Genomic DNA, 14,528 nt, shown 5'->3' on the forward strand with positions numbered 1-14,528 from the left:
ATACCTAATGGGGTGCTTGATGACTTGGCAACATCCGCTCAGGATGTCTCTTGCTCACAGCAGGCGGGCGAGGCGTCGGCCATGTCGGCAGCCAATTTAGAAAAGCGTCTTCAAGATGAAATTGATAAGCGTCTTGAGGAACGGTTTATTTTTGCGCTTATTCTCGTCATATTGTTTGATGTGCATTATCTTTTGGAGTCTGACAACTTCACCGGCCCTCTTATAGTTGGCCTTTTGCAGCTGGTTGGGCTGATTTTGTATGCAAGGCGATGCGGCATAGAGGAAATTGACCGTCTAGTCGATAAAGCCGTTCATACATTTAAAAGATCAGGCGACTAGCTCCATATAGTTGCTTTCTGATTTTTTGAAACCGTCCAAGGGCGGTTTTTTTACGCCTGTACAGGGCGCAATACCCGACCCGGCCAAGCGCCGGGTTTTCTTTTTTTGGCCTCGCTAAATCAGCGGGGCTTTTTTATTGGAGAAACCCATGAGCGGTGGACTTTACCCGGTATCCGGGTCAAAGCTGTATATCGGCGGACGTGTAACCGCCAAGGGAACTGTTACTGCGGCTGACTTTGCAGACGCAACCTGGACGGAGGTCGGCGGCTGGGCCAATGCGGGCGCAATCGGCGATACGCAAGAGGTTGGTGAACAGGCGTTGATCAATGAGAAGCGTGTGCGCAAGTTCAAGACCACTTTGAATGGCGGCACGATGGAAAACTCTTTTGTGCCGATGGCCCTGGATCCCGGCCAGATCAAGTTCAAAGCGGCTATTGCAGACTGCGTTCCGTACCAATTCAAAATTGAATGGGGCGCGGATTGCATGCCTTCCTCTGATGTAACGATCAGCGTTGCAGCTCCGGCTGTGGTTACTTGGCCAAGCCATGGTTTAGAGACCGGTCAGCCTGTTGTGTTCAGCAATGAAGGCGGTGCGCTGCCCACTGGCTTGGAGGCAGGGAAGGTCTATTACGTCATTGCCGATGGCCTGACGGCTAACGCTTTTTCTGTTGCCGCTACTCCTGACGGCACAACTGGCATTGAAACGACGGCTGCTGGAACTGGCACGCACTCAGCATCGGCACCGCCTGCCGGCATGACCGATATGTTCTACGGTCTTGCCTTGCCAGGCGCTCGTCAAGGCGGCGATGCAACCGCTGCGCATTTGCGTGCGTGGTCAATTGCCGTCGATAGCAACATTGTTGAAATCTAAGAACCCGCCCTAGCGGTTAGGGGCGGGCGGAACTGGTCTCGCTGCCTGCCCCGTTTTGAGACCTGGGACTAAAAGGATTGGAAATGGATATTAAAGATTTGGTTTTGTCTGACGAAGCCTTGAACGTAATCGACAAAGGCACTTGGGTGGGTGATCTGGATGGTGCCCCCGGCGTTGAATTGCTGGTGTGCGGCATTGGTTCCAAAGATGCTCAGAAGGCCCTGATCCAAAAGCAAGCAGCGTTGCGCCTGAAGAACCGTGGTAAGCCCTTGAATGAAGAGCAACTGGCCAAGGCCATGCGCGAAACTTTGGCTGAGGTGGTGCTTAAGGGCTGGCGTGGCCTGAAGGATGGCGGCAAAGACCTGGCATATAGCCCAGAGTTGGCCGTGAGCTTCATCACTTCCCGTAACGGCGAACGATTCGCGGGCCTGGTTCTGCAGGCAGCTCAGCGCGTAGACGCAGACGCAAGCCTGTTTGTGGAGGAAGCCACAAAAAACTGATTGCCCGCCTGCGCTGGAGCCTTGATAACCCGAACGCGAAGAAAACCATTGAGGACTATGAGCGATTCGGACAAGGCATCCCGGAAAGCCTGATACCGCCTGATCTCCATGACGTCGAATGGGGTTACTGGCAGGCTTTCTGGGAGCTTTCTACAGATAGGCAGGTGGGTATGGCATCAGGCCCGATACCTTGGACCGCGATTCAGGCGTATACGCAAGCCGAGCGTATCACTGCTGTATCGGCATTCGCGGGAATCATCCGCGCTATGGATGACGCTTACCTTTCGCATCAGGGCGGGGAAAGCAAAACTTTCACGCGGGACATGCTGAAGCGGTAAATGGCCCAGCGTTTAAGTTTTTTTAGGATGAAAAATAATGGAAGTCGCCGCATTAGGTCTTCGTGTTGATGGCGCTGAAGGAGTTGAAAGCACCGCAAGCGCTTTGAATAAATTGGTTCGTGCGGCCGAGTCCATGGAGAAGGCGGCTGACGGCCTGGCAAATGGCAGCAAAAAAGCCGCCAAAGACATTAGCGACGTTGATAAGAACGCAGCCAAGGCCAGCAAAAGTTTGGCAGGAATGTACGCAGACGCCATGCGTACCGCAAAGGGTTTGGTTGGTTTGTTTGCGCTTCGCCAGCTTCAGCAATTCGCCGATGGCTGGTCTGATTTGCAGAGCCAGGTGGGTGCGGCAACAGGCGATATGGAGGGCGCTGCGTCCTCTATGCAGCGGCTGACGGATATGGCGAACGCGTCATATTCACCGCTTCAGCAGACCGTTGGCGTCTACGCGAGAAACGTATCGACATTCCGTGATCTGGGCCGTAGCGCGTCCGAAGCCGCCGATTTCACTGAGGCAGTGAACCACGCTCTGGTGACAACGGCCACGCGCGGGCAGGATGCAGACGTGGTGATTGGTTCGCTTTCGAGATCCCTGGCAACAGGCAAGCTCGATGCCCAGGCATTCGACACGATCGTCTCGCGCAGCCCACGAATCCTGAAGGCAATGGCCGATCAGATGGGAGTTACCACCAGCGAACTGCGTAAGCTTGCAGTGGAAGGGAAGGTTACGAGCGATGTCATTGCGACTGGCATGGTTTCATCGCTTAGCCGTCTGAGCGAAGAGGCCGCGTTGATGCCCGCCACTCTGACTGATGCGTTCGTGCGGGTACAGAACAACCTAACTGAGTTTGTTGGCAAAATCGATAAAGCGTCAGGCGCCTCAGGTGCGCTAGCAGAGGCTATGCTTGGCTTTGCTGATGGAATACGCAAAGCTGGTGATTACGTGTTGGCATTTGGGGCTTGGGCGGGTCCTGCTTTTGAGGTCTTGGGAACGGCCTTGGTAGCAGTGGGGAAGTATGCCGACGTTGCGGTTGTGGCTCTGTCTGGGTTCTATGCGCCTGCGCTTATCGGTGGAATCGTAGCCCTCGCTCAATCGTTGAAGGTGGGGTTAGTTAGTGGCATTAACGCGGTCACAGCGGCTATTGCAACCAACCCTATCGGCGCGGTTGTGGCCGTGCTGGCCGCCGCTGGGTACGCCATGTATTCAGCGTTCTCTGAGGCGAAGAGCGGGGCTGATGCTCTAGCTCGTACTGTAGAAGATCTGAAATCACCGCTCAGCTCGGTTGTAGAAAGCTTTAATAAACTCAGCAAGGATCAACAGGCAAGCAAACTCGTTCAGTATACAAAAGCGTTTGAAGAGGGCACAAGAAAGGCGGACTCAGCATTTTCTGACCTTGTTGCGAGCGTTGGCGGCATCAATCTTCTTCGATTTGGCGTCCCCGTTGCAGAGTTGGATTTGGTCATTGATCGCTTGCATGCAGCGCGTGCAAGCGGTGAGTCGCTATCTCCAATTTTGAGTGACTTTGCTACTCGGTTTGGCATCCCGCGTAGCGCCCTTGACGAGTGGGTAACTTTTGCCGGAAATTTTGATGAGCTAGAACAAAATGCGCAGGGTGCGAAGAATGTCCTAGACGCCACCAATCGGTCACTGAATATTCTTTCATCCACCTCGAACAGTTTTGCTGCTGGTATCGAAAAATGGGATGAATATCTCAAAAAGTTGACTGATGCCCGCGATGCGATCGGCATGAGTGCCAGACAGTTGGGCGTGTTCGAAGCTGCACAGGCTGGCGCTAATTCCGTTCAGCAAGAAATGGCCGGGATAGTTGCTGCTCAGACAGATGCTTTCAAGAAGCTGCAAGCCGCGATTGAGGGTAAGGATAAGAAAGCCGCCGAGGCTGCGAAAAACAATATCCGGGCGTTGGATGTTGAGCGACAGAAAGTGGAGTTGCTGGCGATCAAAACCCAGGCCCTTATTGCCGCGACCAATGCGTTCGCGCGCGGGGAGGTGTCGGGCGATGTGGCAAGCGGAATTTTGCAGAACATGCTTGCTGGGTTTGCCCAGGCTGAAGCCGCTATTCAGGTGAGCAAAGAGGCTGAGGCGCAGATTTCCAATATTTACGCCAATGCCGTACCGCGCACGACAGGAGGTGGCGGAGCATCCAAAGAGGATGAGCTCAAGAATGTAATCAAACAGCTCACGCTTCAAAAGGGCGCTTTAGGCATGACCGCTGAGCAAGCTGCCCGGTACGAAATTGAGATGGCCAAGGGCTCGGAGACAGACCGTAAACGAGCCTTGACGCTGTACGATCAGATCCAAGCCTGGAACGAAACAGAGAAGGCTATGCAAGCGGCGATTGATTCGAGCCGCCAGTACTTAGCCTTCCAGCAGGAAATGGATGTGTTCCAGCAAAAGCTGAATCTGGATTCGGCAGGCGTTGGGATGGGCGATCGTCAGCGTGAATTGGCCCAGGCTGACCTCGCGATCCGTCAGGAGTATGCGCAGAAGCGTCTTGATCTGGAGATGGCCCAGCAGGTAAAGGAAACGGCGCTCACTCAAGAGCAATACCAGTACCGTCTTGATTTATTCCAGCAGTTCGAGGAGCAGAAGCTCGCCGGCCTGCAGCAGTCAGCCGAAGCGCGAGCCATAGCCGAGGCTGACTGGACGAATGGCATGTCTCGGGCTTGGGACAACTTCGCCACCAAAGCTCAGGATATCGCTAGCCAGACAGACGCGTTGTTCACTGGCATGCTGGATTCGATGACCCGTGGTTTTGGCAATGCGTTTGAGTCCATGATCTTCGATTCGGAGAACCTGGGTGACGCGATGCAGAAGCTGGGGCAGAACATGTTGCGTTCAGTGGTTAACGCTCTAGGTCAGATGGCTGCTCAATGGCTGGCTTACCAAGCTGTCCAGCTGTTTGTAGGCAAGACCACTCAGGCGTCCAGCGCCATGGCTATATCAGCTAATGCGTATGCAACTGCATTGCAGGCCGGTCTTGCTGCCTTTGCTAGTACAGCTGCAATCCCGGTTGTTGGCCCTGCCGCAGCACCTGCTGCGATGGGGGCAGCCTTGGCGGTTGCTACGCCATTGGCAACGGCTATTAGCATGACCGCAATGGCAGGTATGGCCCACGACGGTATTGATTCCGTCCCGCAGACAGGGACATGGCTGCTGGAGAAAGGTGAGCGGGTCACTACAGCCAAAACGAGTGCCCGACTGGACTCGGTGCTGGAGCGGATTGATGCGCGTCAGCGTGCTGGCCGTGCGTTTGACGGGCAGCCTGGCTCGTCCTCCAGGTCAGAGCCGCGTGTAGTGGTTCAACTGATGGGCGGGGAGTTTCAGGGGGCGCAGGTGACAGAAGAGCGTGGTTCGACCGATGAAGAGATGATTGTTCGCGTGATGTCACGGGAGTTTCTGCAAGGCGGTCAGTCCTTTGACGCGCTGCAGTCTGTTAGCAATGTACGAAGGGTAGGGGCATGATTCACACAGATATTAACTACCCCGAGGGCCTGCCTTGGCCCATCCGTGATGGCTACGGGATAAAACACACTCAGCCCTTTCAGCGAACGCAGATGGAGGATGGCCGAGCCCGCCAACGAAGGCGATTCAGCTCGGTCCCTACAACCGTCAATGTGAACTGGATCTTCAATGGCGATAACGAGGCTGCGCTGTTTGAGGCTTGGTTTCGGGACGCTATTAAAGACGGGGCTGAGTGGTTTAACTCGCCGCTTAAAACCCCGGTTGGTGAACAGCATTACGTTTGTCGTTTCGTCTCTATGTATACAGGCCCTGATCCAGTGGGTATGTGTGCTTGGCGAGTCGGCGCGACTCTGGAAATTTGGGAGCGACCCCTCATGCCGCCAGGCTGGGGCGAGTTCCCCGAGTTTGTTCTGGGGGCGAGCATTATCGATATTGCACTTAACCGGGAGTGGCCAGAAGCATGAGTGTTCTAGAGATTGTGTATGCAAGCGCTCCGACCGATTCGATGCTGCTATATACGCTTGAGGTTTCCGCGCCTGGTGTGACCCCGGTGCGGATCGTTCAGGGGTATGAAGATCGGATGCTGGGGGTTGATGGCCAACTGGTGCTGTTCGAGGCAGCAGCCGTTGAGTTATCGCTGCCGTCGCGTAACGCCTCTGGTCAGCAGACGTTGCGGTTTGGTATTGCCGGGGCCAACGAAAGAATACGGCCTATTGTCGATACCATGCTCGAATCCGGGCAAATGGTGACACTGACTAGCCGTACGTACTTGGCTAGCGACATTACGGCACCGGCTGAGCGGCCGTATGTCATGACCGTGCTGAGCGGACAGTTTGAGAACGGCACATTTGTGGCGGAGGCCAGTTACTACGACTTGCTCAATACCGCCTGGCCGCGAGAGCGCTACACGGCAGAGTCAGCACCCGGGATTCAATGGCTATGACGATCGATGACTTTCTACGTACGCGGTACAAGCCGTTTGGCCGCACCGTTCCGGAGCTGGACTGCTGGGGGCTGGTCAGGTTGGCCAGAGCTTCGCTGTTCGGCAGGGCCATGCTGCCCAGTTATTCGGAGACGGACCCGGAGGATAAAGCAGGCCTGACCGTGGCAGCCAGTGAAGTTCGGGAGCAGGGCGGTTTTAAAGAAGTGCAGCCCAGGCCTGGTGCTATTGTTACCGGCTGGCGCGCACGGCTCTGTGTGCATGTCGGGCTTATCGTAGAGGCGGACGGCAGACTCTGGGTGCTGGAGACGGATGTCGGCACGGGCCCAACGCTCACCAAGATTAACGCTTTTGAGGCCCGCTACACGCGGGTTGTTTTTTATGACGATCAGAGTCTTTCTTAGCGGGGCCTGCGAACAACCTTGCGAGACGTATGAATGGACCGGCACTTTAGCCGGTTTTTTGTCGTCTAAAGGACGGATATATACGCTGGCAGAGCTTCCTAGATCGCACGTGACGGTTAATGGGAAACCATTACCGATACTTGAGTGGGCTGATTTTCATCTTGCCGCTGACGACGATGTGGTGATGACTGCGATTCAGTACGGTGGCGTTTTCTCAGGCTTAGGAAAGCTTCTAGGGAGCGTCTTTAACTTTGCTTTCGGCTGGTTGATGCCTAAAAGCGGTAGCCAGAACTATGGCTCCCCGGAGCAGGGCCAGCGTCTTGAAACGACTTCAGCTAAGGCCAACCAGGCAAAGCTGGGTGATGTGGTACCAGGGCTGGCTGGCCGGTTCCGTCGATTCCCTGATTACCTCACGCCACCGCGCCGACGTTTCGTGAACTGGCGCGAGCAGTGGCTGGAGTTCCATGCGTGTATTGGTCCTGGTCAGTACCAGATACACGATGCGGACGTGAAAGTAGGGGACACGCCGTTCTCTGCCTTGGGTGCCGACGGCTCCTATGCTATCTACGGCCCCGGGGCAGATCTGTCGGGAACGTCTACGCATGAGCACTGGCACACAGTGCCGGCGGTCGGCGGTACATCTTCGGGCACGGCAGGCCTGGAAATGTCCACTGAGCTTGCAAACCGGGAGAATACGCAGCCTGCAAGCTATTCGTTTGATGGCAGCTATATCTGGCGTTCTTCCGAGAGCGAATTTCCTCCCGGCTGGGGCGCAGGAACGATCGTTAACATCCATTTCCCGCAGCAATTTGAGGTGACGCGACCTGACACGACCTTTCCGAATCCTCAGCGCAATCGATTCACGGGAGCATTCAAGCACTTGTTGCCTTTGATCGGAACCAACGGCTTCTTGATGGACTTTAACAATCAACGCTACGACGTCTTAGTTGGCGCGTATGACTTGGACGAAAACGGCGACGGTTGGATGGAGTTTGTCTTTCCGCGAGAGAACCCGGAAGACCCCGTCAGTTGGGTCAATTTTGTTCCGTTAGGTCAGCAAACGCTTGTATTCCAGCGGTCTCCAGTTCCACGCTATTCAGTCCAACAATACTCTTCAGACAACATCGTTGTTTGGCGTTTATTGCCCAACGGAAACAACGATCCTGATTGGCGCGGCTTCCCGCAACTGACCAGCTCAGAAGCGACAGTGACGTTCAATGGCGGCACGGTCTATGGCGAGTGGAGTAGCGAGTTTGTGGCCACGCCTGGCAAAGAGACAACAACCGCTATAGAGATTGACTTCTTCTTTCCGAATGGGCTGGGATACATACGAGACAATGGTGATGTGACCACTCAAGGGCTGGGCATCGAAATTCAGTGCCGCAATGCAGATGGGGGTCCACGCACGACGATCAGCAAATGGTACGAAAACTGGACGCTGGATCAGATCGGTATTACCGAGTCGATCAGTGTCCCGCAAATGCGGCCGGCTGTGCGGGTTCGCCGTGTAGGGGCGAGCGCCACGTCAACGCAGGTCAAAGACACTATCCAATGGTATGGCCTAAAAAGCCGTCTGCGGACGCGAACAAGCTACCCGCGCTGGACCACCATGGCCGCCTGGCTGCGGGTCGGTGGGCGCCTGGGTGCGCAGTCGGAAAACCAGATCAATGTGGTGGCTACGCGGATGCTGCCAGTTCTGCAAAGCGATGGCACTTGGTCAGCGCCACAGCCGACGCGGGACATCTCTGCGTTTGCGCGCTATATCACCGGCTCGATCGGGTACTCAGACTTGAATCTGGATGCCGACGAGCTGCAGCGATTGGATGCAATTTGGAAGGCCCGAGGTGAAACGCTCGATCATGTGTATGACCTGACGACGGCTCAAGATGCCCTGAAACTTGCTTTTCGGGCCGGGTTCTCTGAGTTGACTGTATCGCATGGCTTAATCAGACCGGTCCGCGATGATGTGCGTACGCAGTTCGAGCAAAGCTACTCACCGCTGAGCATGACCAAGCCATTGCGTGAAAGCGTGAGTCCACGCAAACCCATGGATCCAGATGGTGTGGAAGTGGAGTACATCGATGCAGAGACCTGGACATCAATGACGGTGAGGTGCCTGCTACCAGGTGATCAGGGGTTCAAGTTGGAAAAGTTAAAGCTCGATGGCGTGACGGACAGGATCCGGGCATGGCGAATCGGTATGCGCCGGCGTCGAGAGCAGGCCTATCGAAACCGTGAGTACAGCTTCGGCACAGAAATGGACGCTTTTAACAGTGAGTACCTGTCTTATGTGCCGCTGTTTGACGATGAGCCAGGCAAGGCGCAGATGGGCTTGCTGGTCGATATTAGCCCTGCCTCTGGTGGTGCGCTGCTGCGCATCAGTGAGCCTTTGCGATGGGTTGCTGGTGCACCGCATTCCGTGGGGTATCGAACACCAGAGGGCAAGTTTGTTGGTCCGTTTGTTGCGTCTCCAGGGCCTGACGACTTTTCGATCATCGCGAATATTCCGCAGCCTTGGCCAGAGGTCAGTCTGAAGCAGGAGCTGCCGCACATTTACTTTGGTCTGACGGCGGACTGGATAAAGCCCGCTCTGATCACGAACATCCAGGCGCGTGGTACTGACGCTACTGATGTGACCGCAGCTAATTACGACGTGCGTGTATACGCCGATGACAACAACAATCCGCCGGATTAACTCCGGCACCAGCATCAATCAACCCGCTTCGGCGGGTTTTTTTATGGGCGTTTGAAATGACGACATACAAAACCGGCAACCCGATCGGGAGCGCAAACCCCAAGGATCTATACGACAACTCCCAGAATTTAGATGAAGCGGTAAATAGTCAGGAGAGCACGTGGGAAGACAGGTTCGGAGTTGTCAGACCAACATTAAAATCCGCCGTGGATCCCACGGGGCTGGTGCAGGAGGCTGTGGGGGCCGCAGAGCGGGCTGAAGAGGCGGCAGATATTGCCGAGCATATCGCTTCCATGGGGACCTACCTCACAAAAATGGAAGCAGATGCGGCCCTCCCTAATCCTAAAGGCACGGTAATCCGAGTAACTAACGACCCCAATCCAGCCAATAATGGTTACTGGGTATCCGATGGTTCGCAATGGATTTGGTCAGGATTCCAGCCTTCTGACTATAGATTTTGGACTGTGGCTAATAACGCAGCTCTTTCGACATTGTTGAAAATGGGGATTTATGGGAGTGCGGCGGAGAATGATCACCCAGACTTACCCAGTAGCTTCCCGGTCGGTGTGGGCAAAGTAATTCGGGTAGAACGACAATTGGATGCTGGGGTGAGCTCGTATGTCACTCAGTACCTGTACCAGACAGATCGGCCTCAGTTTCAGTGGACCAGGCGGGTATTGTCTAGTGGAGCGACCACTAGCTGGGTGATGCCTTTTGATCAATCCATTACGGGTGTCGTTAACGCAAATGCCAAACAGCTTCTGCGCCCAGGAACTTATGTTTTAACAGGGACGCCTTCTGAGCTTCCCAGCGACTGGCCCTCTGGTGCCACACCACTGGCTAAAGTTGAGCAGCATGGTGGCTTTCGGGTCACTACGCTGTTCACGACTTCGAATGAGGCGTTGCGCTGGCAGTCGATTGGCGGAGGCAACTGGTCCATCATCAAGGGGTTTGGTTTAACCGCCCCTTCTAATTTCACCCGTAACTACGCATATCGTGGATTGACCGCGCAGGGCAACGCTGACGACCTGCATGACGAAGGGCATTACATGCTCACGCAACCGGCAACGGGGCTGCCCGCAGACGCACCGAGTGAAACGGCGCTTGTTGACGTTGAGGTGTACGGCTCATTTGCTGTGCAGACCGTGCGTTATCGGAATCATATGAAAAGTGTGTGGCAGCGGTCGGGCACCATTACAAGTGCAGGCGTTGCTACTTGGCAGACTTATCAGAAGGTTGGCGGTGGTGACAACCCGCTAGCTGGATCCGTCATTGTAGTGATTGGCGACAGCATCGTTGAAAGCGGGAACTGGCCAGAGCAGTTGGCCTCAGCGACTGGCGCCATTGTGCACAAGTTTGGCTTTGGTGGCTGCCGAATGTCGGCCTATCCGACCAGTGTTGGTCGCTATGACGGCATGTGCGGGTACGCAATTGCTACCTGCATTGGCAGCGGCGACTATACGTATTTGCTGGATTGTGCTGAGGCAGTGGCACAACCACCAACCAACGATGACAACCGGCCTCAAGCGGCGGCGTTGGCTGCTTTGGACTGGTCCACTGTTGATGTTTTAGTGATCGCATTTGGCACGAATGACTGGACTCGCCCAGATCTGGACTTAGGGACCGGTTATGGGGCAGACCCTACTGGCATGACATTACGTGGCTCAGTGGCGCACATCATTCAATCGATCCAGGTGGCCTACCCGAATATTCGCATTGTGTTTCAACTTCCGTCCTATAGGACCTTTGGGGGAGGGCCGAATGCTGATGAAGATGCCTGGATTGCCCGTGCAAACAATATTGCTTTGACGGATGTAAACGACGCCATTGCAGATGTGGCTCAACGGGCCGGCTGCCCGAGTATGGATATGCTCAGAGACGGCACAGTCAATGCATACACAGCAGAACATTATCTTCGGGATGGGATTCACCCACGGCCTGGACTTGGATTTTCGCTATGGGCAAAGAGAATTGCCGGCTGGCTGCGCTCCATAGCATGACGCAGGGCGTGGCTTATCCCCGCTAGTGCGGGGATGTCCGGCTTATCAGGAGTCGGCTTTGGCCAGACGGCTCAAGACAGACTGATACAGCGCGACAGCGTAGCTGGCGTCATTCTGCGCACGGTTGAGGATACCGTTGGTGTCTTTCAGGCGCTGCAGTGCGCCGCTTTGCACAGCCGCTTTTGTGAGCTCAAGTGCAATTTCTTCATTCTTGCTGAGTTGTTGGGTTTGGTTGTTGTTACGACTTGCCATCTGGCCTCTCCAAGTATTGAAGCCGAGAGGATAAGCCAGCGTAGTAGGGTAAACCTGTAGTCAAATGAAATGGTTTGTAAGTGCTTCTCATTATGGGGAAGCGTCTATTCGACTTCCGGTGAATGAGCTCGCTAGGATTGATTGAGTGCCGCCTTCGAGCGGTTTTTTTTACGTCTGCTGCTTTTGCAGCGCATCACGGGAGACAGCCATGCCGACCGTAAACAAGGGGAAGAAACCAATGCTGCACAACGATGGAGCACATCTGCCGATTACGACCGGCTCAGCATTACTGATTTACAAATGGACGCTGCAAGAGTTCGTTTTACTGCTCTGGGCGGCCTATGTGCTGATTCTTATTGTGATCAAGCTACCAGACTTCTTGCGGTCGGCAGCCCGTTTGGTTGGTGGTCTGCAGCGTGCATGGGGGAATTTCAAGGAGTGGAAACGTGGATCTAAAAACTAAGATCGGCACAGGAGTAATTGCGGCGACCATTGGCCTGGTCGCAGCCTGGGAGGGGCGTTCGCTGGTTGCCTATGTGGACCCGGTGGGCATTCCGACTATTTGCGACGGCTATACCCTGGGGGTCAAGCTGGGTGATGTGGCCAGTCCGGAGCGTTGTGATGCTCTGACCGAGCAGGAAGTTCGCAAGGCTCTGGCAGTCGTGGATCGCTCTGCGCCACAGCCTTTGCCGGATGGCGTGCGCGTTGCGCTGGCCAGCTTCGTCTATAACGTGGGCCCAGGTGCATATGGGAGTTCTACACTGTTGCGCAAGCTACGGTCTGGCGATCTGGCCGGGGCCTGCAATCAGTTGCCGCTATGGGTGTATGCCGGGGGCAAGAAGCTGCGCGGTCTTGAACGGCGGCGCGAAGCAGAGAGGCAAATATGTCTATCAGATCTGCAGTAACGGGGGCTGCTACTCTGGCAGCCCTTTTTATTGGGCTTCAGATGTATGGCGCTTCCCAGCACAAGAAGGGTTACGACAAAGCCCAGGCCGAATACATGATCGCTGTCGCCCATGCGGAGGGCAGGGCGCGGCAGATCGAACATGAATTAACCGAAGAAATGGAGGCCCGAGATCGTGAAACGCTGGAACAGTTGGAGCAAGTCGCTATTGCTGAGCGCCGCGCTGCTGATGAGCGGGTGCGCAAGTCAGCCGAAGAATACGCAGCCCGCTATCGTCGGGATACCGCGCTTGCCAGCGCTGCCGCAGAGCGCCAAGCAGCCGACACCGCCATCCGACTGTTTGCCGAGCTGCTTGGAGGGCTTGATGAGGCTGCGAAAGTCTACGCAGCAGAGGCTGATCGACGCCGAATAGCGGGCTTGGCGTGTGAAGCTGCGTACACGGATGCTCGGGGGCGGTAGCTATTGCGCGGCTGCCCAGGGCCCGTTCCAGTGGCGCTCTGATGCAGAGATCGACGCTACGCCGATCCGCGTGCTGCGTTACGTGGAAACGGAAGCTGAAACTTGGATACGGCTGGCGTGTCGGAATTAGAAAAAAGAAAGCAGTCTGGTGGCAGTTGTCACGTTCGATGTATGTGTTGCCGACTTCTAAGAGAGCGCATTTGACTGGAGAGGTGAGGCATCAAACTATGGGCTCACGCAGCGTTTGTTAACCCTATTCTAATTGTTTTTTTAGCGGTCCTCGGACTGTTGCGGTTGGGGCAAGTTAGTGATTTTCATAGGGAGAGCAGACTTGCCCGTTAGAATATCGCGAAGCGCTTTACGGTTGGCTGTGTGATCATCCTCTATATCACCATACCCTTCAGGATAATACGCTTGATTTTTGATGTGGGTTTTATCGAAATCAAATCTGAGAAATGTAGCCATCGCATGGAGTAAGTCGACAAGTAATTCGACACGCCTTACCCCCCAAGAATCTCTCGGATAATGGCGATCATTGAGGTGGTCAAGATACTCCTTCCAATGATGTCTAATTTCTGTTTCCCTCCTTGATGAGCCATGGAACACCACATCAATGACGTTGAGTGACTCAACATGTCGGGGGTCGAGATTTGCAGCTCTAGTGGCCATTAGGGTTTTGAAAATACCCATCTGCTCGTCTCGGCGTAGGCGGCCTCGCTCAATTAATTTAGTTACTTGTACGGCTATTAGCGGAGATAACAGGGTGGAAATGATGATTAACCAATCTTTTATATCAACTGATGTGACCCAATCCATTTCAGACCTTCTAGATGTAATAGCTTCCTGTGCATTTTCCGCCGTGATTGAATTTAGTCTAAGCACCCTATGAGTGCTACGAGTTTGACTATGAAATCTACGGGCCTTGGTTTTTTCTAGCCGATTGTACCTATAAAGGTAGGTAGAGTAACTGTGTTGTTAAGTCTTTGGAGCTATGCGGCCGCAGAGCGCCAGGCAGCCGACACCGCCATCCGAATGTTTGCCGAGCTGCTTGGAGGGCTTGATGAGGCTGCGAAAGTCTACGCAGCAGAGGCTGATCGACGTCGAGTAACTGGCTTGGTGTGTGAAGCCTTCCGGGTGCGGTAGTTACTGTGCCGTTGCCCAGCGGCCGTTTCAGAGGCGCTGTACTGCTGAGGCCGACGCTATGCCGATTAGAGTACTTGCCCATGTGGAAAGAGAGTTGGGGAATAGTGGGGCGTGTGTAAAGAGTAGAAACTAGTATTTGAGTACGAATGTGCCACTTGCTGGGTACTTGGTATCTATAAGTTGAAACCAAGACCCAAAG

The 14,528-nt window shown here is 54.7% G+C and carries 14 protein-coding genes; 12 read left to right on the plus strand and 2 right to left on the minus strand.

All coding sequences use genetic code 11. The features are described 5' to 3' along the window. The first annotated feature begins 81 nt into the window (after positions 1 to 81). The 9 genes from M2Q46_RS02690 to M2Q46_RS02730 all read left to right on the plus strand — a co-directional run bounded on the left by M2Q46_RS02690 (position 82) and on the right by M2Q46_RS02730 (position 11,571). Entirely contained in the window at positions 82 to 339 is a 258-nt protein-coding gene (locus M2Q46_RS02690) for a hypothetical protein (RefSeq protein ID WP_302356687.1), read from the plus strand. A gap of 148 nt (positions 340 to 487) precedes the next feature. Then, positions 488 to 1,210 carry a hypothetical protein gene (locus tag M2Q46_RS02695; RefSeq protein WP_302356689.1) on the plus strand — a complete coding sequence of 241 codons (723 nt, stop codon included), beginning with the start codon at positions 488 to 490 and terminating at the stop codon, positions 1,208 to 1,210. A gap of 83 nt (positions 1,211 to 1,293) precedes the next feature. After that, positions 1,294 to 1,710: a hypothetical protein gene (locus M2Q46_RS02700; RefSeq protein ID WP_302356691.1), complete on the plus strand. Its 417-nt coding sequence runs from the start codon at positions 1,294 to 1,296 to the stop codon at positions 1,708 to 1,710. A gap of 375 nt (positions 1,711 to 2,085) precedes the next feature. Then, positions 2,086 to 5,532 (plus strand): tape measure protein, encoded by a 3,447-nt coding sequence (locus M2Q46_RS02705; RefSeq protein ID WP_302356693.1) that lies wholly within the window; start codon positions 2,086 to 2,088, stop codon positions 5,530 to 5,532. After that, the gene (locus tag M2Q46_RS02710) at positions 5,529 to 5,996 is read left to right on the plus strand and encodes a hypothetical protein (protein WP_302356695.1); all 468 of its coding nucleotides are present in this window, start codon (positions 5,529 to 5,531) and stop codon (positions 5,994 to 5,996) included. The genes M2Q46_RS02705 and M2Q46_RS02710 overlap by 4 nt, the downstream gene beginning before the upstream one ends. Next, the gene (locus M2Q46_RS02715; RefSeq protein WP_302356697.1) at positions 5,993 to 6,475 is read left to right on the plus strand and encodes a DUF1833 family protein; all 483 of its coding nucleotides are present in this window, start codon (positions 5,993 to 5,995) and stop codon (positions 6,473 to 6,475) included. Before M2Q46_RS02710 ends, M2Q46_RS02715 begins: the two co-directional genes overlap by 4 nt. Then, the gene (locus M2Q46_RS02720) at positions 6,472 to 6,876 is read left to right on the plus strand and encodes a hypothetical protein (RefSeq protein WP_302356699.1); all 405 of its coding nucleotides are present in this window, start codon (positions 6,472 to 6,474) and stop codon (positions 6,874 to 6,876) included. Before M2Q46_RS02715 ends, M2Q46_RS02720 begins: the two co-directional genes overlap by 4 nt. Continuing rightward, a complete protein-coding gene (locus M2Q46_RS02725) occupies positions 6,854 to 9,571 on the plus strand; it encodes a host specificity factor TipJ family phage tail protein (protein ID WP_302356701.1) in 2,718 nt (905 codons plus the stop codon). Before M2Q46_RS02720 ends, M2Q46_RS02725 begins: the two co-directional genes overlap by 23 nt. Positions 9,572 to 9,627: 56 nt before the next feature. After that, positions 9,628 to 11,571, plus strand: coding sequence for an SGNH/GDSL hydrolase family protein (locus M2Q46_RS02730; protein WP_302356703.1), 1,944 nt, complete (start codon positions 9,628 to 9,630; stop codon positions 11,569 to 11,571). Between the two features lie 45 nt (positions 11,572 to 11,616). Here M2Q46_RS02730 and M2Q46_RS02735 read toward each other — a convergent pair whose 3' ends face one another. Beyond that, entirely contained in the window at positions 11,617 to 11,823 is a 207-nt protein-coding gene (locus M2Q46_RS02735) for a hypothetical protein (RefSeq protein ID WP_302356705.1), read from the minus strand. Between the two features lie 208 nt (positions 11,824 to 12,031). Between M2Q46_RS02735 and M2Q46_RS02740 the strand changes: the two genes are divergently transcribed. The 3 genes from M2Q46_RS02740 to M2Q46_RS02750 are packed head-to-tail and all read left to right on the plus strand — an operon-like array spanning position 12,032 to position 13,186. Continuing rightward, complete coding sequence (locus tag M2Q46_RS02740; protein WP_125304166.1) at positions 12,032 to 12,286, plus strand: twin-arginine translocase TatA/TatE family subunit; 255 nt, start codon at positions 12,032 to 12,034, stop codon at positions 12,284 to 12,286. Beyond that, on the plus strand, positions 12,270 to 12,728 hold the full coding sequence (locus tag M2Q46_RS02745; protein ID WP_302356710.1) for a lysozyme: 459 nt from the start codon (positions 12,270 to 12,272) through the stop codon (positions 12,726 to 12,728). Before M2Q46_RS02740 ends, M2Q46_RS02745 begins: the two co-directional genes overlap by 17 nt. Further along, the gene (locus tag M2Q46_RS02750; protein ID WP_302356711.1) at positions 12,707 to 13,186 is read left to right on the plus strand and encodes a DUF2514 family protein; all 480 of its coding nucleotides are present in this window, start codon (positions 12,707 to 12,709) and stop codon (positions 13,184 to 13,186) included. The genes M2Q46_RS02745 and M2Q46_RS02750 overlap by 22 nt, the downstream gene beginning before the upstream one ends. Before the next feature lie 270 nt (positions 13,187 to 13,456). Here M2Q46_RS02750 and M2Q46_RS02755 read toward each other — a convergent pair whose 3' ends face one another. After that, complete coding sequence (locus M2Q46_RS02755) at positions 13,457 to 14,002, minus strand: DUF6680 family protein (protein WP_302356712.1); 546 nt, start codon at positions 14,000 to 14,002, stop codon at positions 13,457 to 13,459. Between the last annotated feature and the right edge of the window lie 526 nt (positions 14,003 to 14,528).

Origin of the sequence: Alcaligenes sp. YSL9, assembly GCF_030515105.1 — a bacterium.
In the GTDB taxonomy this organism is placed as follows: Bacteria; Pseudomonadota; Gammaproteobacteria; order Burkholderiales; family Burkholderiaceae_B; genus Alcaligenes; species Alcaligenes phenolicus.

Bases quoted from the DNA above. Each gene is read 5' to 3' on its own strand.
- M2Q46_RS02730 (WP_302356703.1), top strand. From the start codon at position 9,628: ATGACGACATACAAAACCGGCAACCCGATCGGGAGCGCAAACCCCAAG.
- M2Q46_RS02695 (WP_302356689.1), top strand. From the start codon at position 488: ATGAGCGGTGGACTTTACCCGGTATCCGGGTCAAAGCTGTATATCGGC.
- M2Q46_RS02705 (WP_302356693.1), top strand. From the start codon at position 2,086: ATGGAAGTCGCCGCATTAGGTCTTCGTGTTGATGGCGCTGAAGGAGTT.
- M2Q46_RS02690 (WP_302356687.1), top strand. From the start codon at position 82: ATGTCGGCAGCCAATTTAGAAAAGCGTCTTCAAGATGAAATTGATAAG.
- M2Q46_RS02755 (WP_302356712.1), bottom strand. From the start codon at position 14,002: ATGGATTGGGTCACATCAGTTGATATAAAAGATTGGTTAATCATCATT.
- M2Q46_RS02715 (WP_302356697.1), top strand. From the start codon at position 5,993: ATGAGTGTTCTAGAGATTGTGTATGCAAGCGCTCCGACCGATTCGATG.
- M2Q46_RS02725 (WP_302356701.1), top strand. From the start codon at position 6,854: ATGACGATCAGAGTCTTTCTTAGCGGGGCCTGCGAACAACCTTGCGAG.
- M2Q46_RS02750 (WP_302356711.1), top strand. From the start codon at position 12,707: ATGTCTATCAGATCTGCAGTAACGGGGGCTGCTACTCTGGCAGCCCTT.
- M2Q46_RS02710 (WP_302356695.1), top strand. From the start codon at position 5,529: ATGATTCACACAGATATTAACTACCCCGAGGGCCTGCCTTGGCCCATC.
- M2Q46_RS02735 (WP_302356705.1), bottom strand. From the start codon at position 11,823: ATGGCAAGTCGTAACAACAACCAAACCCAACAACTCAGCAAGAATGAA.
- M2Q46_RS02720 (WP_302356699.1), top strand. From the start codon at position 6,472: ATGACGATCGATGACTTTCTACGTACGCGGTACAAGCCGTTTGGCCGC.
- M2Q46_RS02740 (WP_125304166.1), top strand. From the start codon at position 12,032: ATGCCGACCGTAAACAAGGGGAAGAAACCAATGCTGCACAACGATGGA.
- M2Q46_RS02700 (WP_302356691.1), top strand. From the start codon at position 1,294: ATGGATATTAAAGATTTGGTTTTGTCTGACGAAGCCTTGAACGTAATC.